This is a genomic window from Micromonospora sp. LOL_025, from assembly GCF_048060285.1.
Lineage (GTDB): Bacteria > Actinomycetota > Actinomycetes > Mycobacteriales > Micromonosporaceae > Micromonospora.
The window spans coordinates 1-5,091 of the sequence record NZ_JBHMIR010000072.1; the positions used below are offsets into that span (position 1 = coordinate 1).

General features: G+C 73.5%; 2 protein-coding genes and 1 pseudogene. All 3 read left to right on the forward strand.

The window, feature by feature from the left end; all coding sequences use genetic code 11:
• The first annotated feature begins 502 nt into the window (after window positions 1-502).
• Window positions 503-3,802, forward strand: coding sequence for a formate dehydrogenase (gene fdh / locus ACFHW0_RS31420; protein ID WP_416613253.1), 3,300 nt, complete (start codon window positions 503-505; stop codon window positions 3,800-3,802).
• Window positions 3,792-4,913, forward strand: coding sequence for a 4Fe-4S dicluster domain-containing protein (locus ACFHW0_RS31425; RefSeq protein WP_416613254.1), 1,122 nt, complete (start codon window positions 3,792-3,794; stop codon window positions 4,911-4,913). Before fdh ends, ACFHW0_RS31425 begins: the two co-directional genes overlap by 11 nt.
• Window positions 4,910-5,091 (forward strand): annotated as a pseudogene (locus ACFHW0_RS31430) (hypothetical protein); the annotation flags it as partial. The gene ACFHW0_RS31425 and the pseudogene ACFHW0_RS31430, both read left to right, overlap by 4 nt.

Here is a 5,091-nt window from a genome sequence, read left to right on the forward strand (position 1 = left end):
ACACAGACCTTCCACCACAAGGGGGATCGCCGGCCGGCACCGTTGACTCGGTGCCGGCCGGCGGCACATCCGCCGCCGGTGGAACATCGCAGGCCGTCGGCTGGTTGAATGAGGTGTCGGTGTGTCCAGTGTCCCCGGGCCTCACCTAAATTGCCTTCGCGGAATACCGTCCGGCTGGAGCCGCGTCGCGCCACTCGCCGAGAGGCGACCTGCACACCGACACACCGGCGCCGCCCCCGAGCCTCCGGGCCCGGGGGCGGCGCTGTCTTCGCCCCGTCGTCCCGGTCGTGGTGCGCGGCGGGAACGCGCGAGCGCGGGAGCGGGGTGGCGGGGTGAGGGCCACGCACTTCCTCTGATCCACCCGGCCGGCGCGCCCCGGGGCCACCTTTGCGCGGGCGGCGACCGTCGGGGTGGCGATCCGCGGCACGGGTCGCGGTCCCGCGCGGCCTGGCCTATGTTCATGTTGGCGGTGTCGGACGGGCCGGGAGAGGGGGTGCCGCGCGTGGGCCTGCGGACCTTCATCCAGGGCTGGCCGGTCTACCGGCAACTCACCGGCACCGACCCGCTGGGCCGAGGCGCCGCGGCGCAGTCCGGCCGCTCGGCGGAGTTGACCGCCCGCACCGAGACCGCCGACAGCGTGGCGCGTTCGGTGTGCCCCTACTGCGCGGTCGGCTGCGGCCAGCGCGTCTTCGTCAAGGACAACGAGGTCACCCAGATCGAGGGCGACCCGGACAGCCCGATCTCCCGGGGCCGGCTGTGCCCGAAGGGGTCGGCCAGCAAGAGCCTCGTCACGAGCCCTCTGCGGCAGACGAAGGTCCGCTACCGGCGGCCCTACGCCACCGAGTGGGAGGATCTGGAGCTCGACGTCGCACTCGACATGATCGCCGACCGGATCCTCGCCGCGCGCGCGGAGACCTGGGAGGACGTCGACGCGCAGGGCCGGCCGCTCAACCGCACGCTGGGCATCTCCAGCCTGGGCGGGGCGACCCTGGACAACGAGGAGAACTACCTCATCAAGAAGCTGTTCACGGCGATGGGGGCGCTCCAGATCGAGAACCAGGCGCGCATTTGACACTCCGCCACCGTCCCCGGTCTGGGGGCCAGCTTCGGTCGCGGTGGCGCGACGGACTTCCAGCAGGACGTCGCCAACGCTGACGTCATCGTCATCCAGGGCTCGAACATGGCCGAGGCCCACCCGGTGGGCTTCCAGTGGGTGATGGAGGCCAAGCGGCGCGGCGCCAAGGTGTTCCACGTCGATCCGCGGTTCACCCGTACCAGTGCGGTGGCCGACACGTACCTGCCGATCCGTGCGGGCTCCGACATCGCGCTGCTCGGTGGCGTGGTGCGCCACATCCTGGAGAACGAGCTGGACTTCCGGGAGTACGTGCTGGCCTACACCAATGCCGCGACGATCGTCAGCGAGCGCTTCGTCGACACCGAGGACGGCGACGGCTTCTTCTCCGGGTTCGACCCGGAGACGGGCAGCTACGTCCAGGACTCCTGGCAGTACGCGGGCCACGAGTCCGACTCCGGCAGCGGGCACACCGCGAAGGAGCGGGACACCGCCGCCGGGCTGCGTCACGAGTCGCACGGCGCCGAGGTGGGCGGGCAGGTCGAGCGGGACGAGACGTTGCAGCACCCGCGCTGCGTCTACCAGATCCTGAAGCGGCACTTCGCCCGCTACACCCCCGAGATGGTGGAGCGGGTCTGCGGCATCCCGCGGGAGAAGTTCCTGGAGTTGGCCGACGCATGGACGGCCAACTCGGGGCGGGAGCGCACCGGCGTGCTGATCTACTCCGTGGGGTGGACGCAGCACAGCGTCGGCGTGCAGTACATCCGCACCGGCGCGATCATCCAGCTGCTGCTGGGCAACATGGGCCGCCCCGGCGGGGGCATCCTGGCGCTGCGCGGGCACGCCAGCATCCAGGGCTCCACCGACATCCCGACGCTGTTCAACCTGCTCCCCGGCTATCTGCCGATGCCGCACCACGCGGACCATCCCACCTTCGACGAGTGGGTGGACAGCATCCGCCACCCCGGTCAGAAGGGCTTCTGGGGCAACGCCCGCGCCTACGCGGCGAGCCTGCTCAAGGCGTACTGGGGGGACGCGGCGACGCCCGAGAACGACTTCTGCTACGGGTACATGCCCCGGATGACCGGCGACCACGGGACGTACCAGCAGGTGCTGAACATGATCGACGGGAAGGTGCGGGGCTACTTCCTGCTCGGCCAGAACCCGGCGGTCGGCTCGGCGCACGGCCGGGCACAGCGACTCGGCATGGCCAACCTGGACTGGCTGGTGGTCCGCGACCTGTTCATGATCGAGAGCGCCACGTTCTGGCGCAACAGTCCCGAGGTCGCCACCGGCGAGATCGTGCCGGAGCAGTGCAAGACGGAGGTGTTCTTCCTGCCGGCCGCCTCGCACGTGGAGAAGGAGGGCACCTTCACCCAGACCCAGCGGCTGCTGCAGTGGCGGGAGAAGGCCGTCGACCCGCCGGGCGACGCCCGCTCCGAGCTGTGGTTCTTCTACCACCTGGGGCGCCGGCTGCGGGAGAAGCTGGCCGGCTCCGACCTGCCGCGCGACCGGGCGCTGCTCGACCTGGCCTGGGACTATCCCACGCACGGCCCGCACGCCGAGCCGAGCGCCGAGGCGGTGCTGCGCGAGATCAACGGCTACGAGGTGGCGACCGGCCGGCCGCTGGCCGCGTTCGCCGAGGCCCGCGACGACGGTTCCACCGCCGTCGGCTGCTGGATCTACTCCGGGGTGTACGCCGACGGCGTCAACCAGGCGGCGCGGCGCAGGTCGCGCCACGAGCAGGACTGGGTGGCCGCCGAGTGGGGCTGGGCGTGGCCGGCGAACCGGCGCACCCTGTACAACCGCGCCTCGGCTGACCCGCAGGGCCGGCCGTGGAGCGAACGCAAGCGCTACGTCTGGTGGGATCCGGACGCCGGGGAGTGGACCGGCTACGACGTGCCGGACTTCGAGCGGACCAAGCCGCCGACGTACCGGCCGCCGGAGGGCGCGTCCGGCCCGGAGGGGATCGCCGGCGACGACCCGTTCGTCATGCAGGGCGACGGCAAGGGCTGGCTGTACGCGCCCAGCGGCGTGCTGGACGGCCCGCTGCCGACGCACTACGAGCCCGCCGAGTCGCCGGTGCGCAACCCGTTCTACCGGCAGCAGGCCAACCCGACCCGCAAGGTGTACGCGCACCCGGTGAACTCGGTGAACCCGAGCCCGCCGCAGGAGCACAGTCAGGTCTTCCCGTACGTGTTCACGGTCAGCCGGCTCACCGAGCACCACACGGCGGGCGGGATGAGCCGTACGGTGCGGCCCCTGGCGGAGCTGCAACCGGAGATGTTCGTCGAGGTGTCCCCGGAGTTGGCCGCGGAGGCGGGCCTGGCGCACCTGGGCTGGGCGCACCTGGTCAGCGGGCGGGCGGTCATCGAGGCGAAGGTGCTGGTCACCGACCGGCTCAGCCCGCTGCGCGTGGACGGTCGGGTGATCCACCAGGTGTGGCTGCCGTACCACTTCGGGTTCGAGGGCCTGGTGACCGGCGACTCGGCCAACGACCTGTTCGGGATCACCCTGGACCCGAACGTGCTGATCCAGGAGAGCAAGATCGGTACCTGTGACGTGCGGCCCGGTCGGCGGCCCACCGGGCCGGCCCTGCTGGACCTGGTGGCCGACTACCAGCGGCGGGCGGGCATCGTGCCCGGCCGCCCGGCCCCGACGCTCACCCCGGGGGCGGTTCCCCCGCCGGCTCCCGTCGACGGCGCCGGGGAGGGCCGCGATGCTTCCTGACCCGCACAGCCTGTCCGGGCCGCTGGATCCCGCCCCGGAGGCCGGCTGGACCGACGCCCCGCCCCGGATGGGCTTCTTCACCGACACCAGCGTCTGCATCGGCTGCAAGGCGTGCGAGGTGGCCTGCAAGGAGTGGAACGACGTCCCCGGCTCGGGGCTGGACCTGCTCGGCATGTCGTACGACAACACCGGCGCGCTGACCGCGAACTCGTGGCGGCACGTCGCGTTCGTCGAGCAGCCCCGCCCGGCGGGGCACCGCAGCCCGCCGTTCGCCGGCACGCCGACGGGCGGCTCGGCCAGCGCCTCGTCGGCGGTCGTGGCCGCCGGCGTCGGCAACCCGACCGGCACCGAGCCGGGGGTGCCGCCGGGCGCGGCGGACGCGGCCGCGCGGATGGCCGGCTCGGGGCCCGGCGCCGGCGGCGCGACCCGCACCGGCACGGGCCCCGCCGGCGCGAGCACGGCCGGCCGGACCGGTGGGCCGGAGTTCCTGGGGATGCCCGGGGCACAGCCGCCGGGGCGCGCGGGCGGCGCGGAGGGGCGCACCGACTTCCGCTGGCTGATGATGTCCGACGTCTGCAAGCACTGCACCCACGCGGCCTGCCTCGACGTCTGCCCGACCGGCTCGTTGTTCCGCACCGAGTTCGGCACGGTGGTGGTGCAGGAGGACATCTGCAACGGCTGCGGCTACTGCATCTCCGCCTGCCCCTACGGCGTCATCGACCAGCGTAAGGGCGACGGCCGGGCGTGGAAGTGCACGCTGTGCTACGACCGGATCGGCGCGGGCAACACCCCCGCCTGCGCGCAGGCGTGTCCCACCGAGTCCATCCAGTACGGCCCCCTCGACGAGCTGCGGGAGCGGGCCGCGGCCCGGGTGGCGACGCTGCACGAGCGGGGCGTGCCCGAGGCGCGGCTCTACGGGCACGACCCGGGCGACGGGGTCGGCGGCGACGGCGCGTTCTTCCTGCTGCTCGACGAGCCCGAGGTGTACGGGTTGCCGCCGGACCCGGTGGTCACCACCCGGGACCTGCCGAAGATGTGGAAGCGGGCGGGCCTGGCCGCCCTGGCGATGGCGGCGGCGGCCGTGGCCGCGTTCGTGGGAGGTTCCTCGTGACCGCTGACCGCCCGGTCGGCGACCTGTTCCGCCGCTTCCGCGAGCGCCTCGAGGCCGGCGCCGGGGCGGGTGACCCCCGGCTGGCCGGCGGTGGGGCGGGCGCGGCGGGCGTGGGCCGCCCGGCGGGGGGCGACGCCGCCGGGGCGGTCGCGCCGCGGGGCGACGCGCCCGCGCCCGG

What these genes read in the sequence shown, in the direction of transcription:
- ACFHW0_RS31425 (WP_416613254.1), top strand. Translation starts at nt 3,792, where the DNA reads ATGCTTCCTGACCCGCACAGCCTGTCCGGGCCGCTGGATCCCGCCCCG.